We start from the raw sequence: 1,014 nt of genomic DNA on the forward strand, positions 1-1,014 counted from the left end.
GACGCCGCAGGCCGCCTGCTGGGCTCGGCGCAGTTCCGCGCTGACGCCGCCGGCTACGTGGCGCTGCTGGCGTGGCTGCGCACCTTCGGCGCCGTGGTGCTCATCGGCATCGAGGGCACGGGCGTCTACGGCGCCGGGCTGGCCCGCTACCTGCACGGCGAGCAGGTGCCGCTGGTGGAGATCGACCGCCCTGACCGCAAGGCACGCCGCTGGCAGGGCAAGTCCGACCCCGTCGACGCCGAGGCCGCTGCCCGTGCGGCCTTGACCCAGCGACGCACCGGCATCCCCAAGCAGCGCGATGGTCAGGTCGAGGCGCTGCGGGCGCTGCGGGTGGCCCGCCGCTGCGCGGTGGCACACCGTGCTGACGTGCAACGACGCCTCAAGGCGCTGATCGTCACCGCGCCTGAAGCGCTGCGCGCCCACCTGCGCGATCTGCCGCTGCACCAGCTGATCGCCACCTGCGCGGCGGCCCGTCCCGACCGCTCGCGCATCGGCGAGCCCGCCATCGCGGCGAAGGTCGCGCTGCGGTCCCTGGCGCGGCGCCACGAGCAGCTGAGCGAGGAGATCGACGACCTCGACACCCTCATCGCCGCACTCGTGAAGCAGATCAGCCCTGCCCTGCTGACGGTCAAGGGCATCGGCCCCGACGTCGCCGGGCAACTGCTCGTCACCGCCGGGCAGAACAGTGAGCGGCTGCACTCCGAAGCCGCCTTCGCGATGCTCTGCGGAGCAGCACCCTTGCCCGCCTCCTCGGGCCGGACGAACCGTCACCGCCTCAACCGCGGTGGGGACCGCCAAGCCAACAACGCGCTCTGGCGCATCGCCATCACCCGCATGGGCACCGATCAACGCACCCGCGACTACGTCAAGCGCCGCACCACCGAGGGTTTGAGCAAGTCAGAGATCATCCGCTGCCTCAAGCGCTACATCGCCCGTGAGGTCTTCGCCCTTCTGCAGCCGTCTGCAGCCACCGACCCCCTCGCTGCAGCCGCTTGACGAACCATAGGAGCATCC

Annotated in this window: 1 protein-coding gene; it reads left to right on the forward strand. The window is 71.6% G+C overall.

Annotation, left to right across the window (positions count from 1 at the left end; translation table 11 throughout):
* A partial coding sequence (locus tag ACRYM0_RS20860; protein WP_432507764.1) for an IS110 family RNA-guided transposase occupies positions 1-996 on the forward strand: 996 nt, incomplete at its 5' end.
* Between the last annotated feature and the right edge of the window lie 18 nt (positions 997-1,014).

This window comes from Kineococcus arenarius subsp. arenarius (genome assembly GCF_050871845.1).
GTDB lineage: Bacteria > Actinomycetota > Actinomycetes > Actinomycetales > Kineococcaceae > Kineococcus.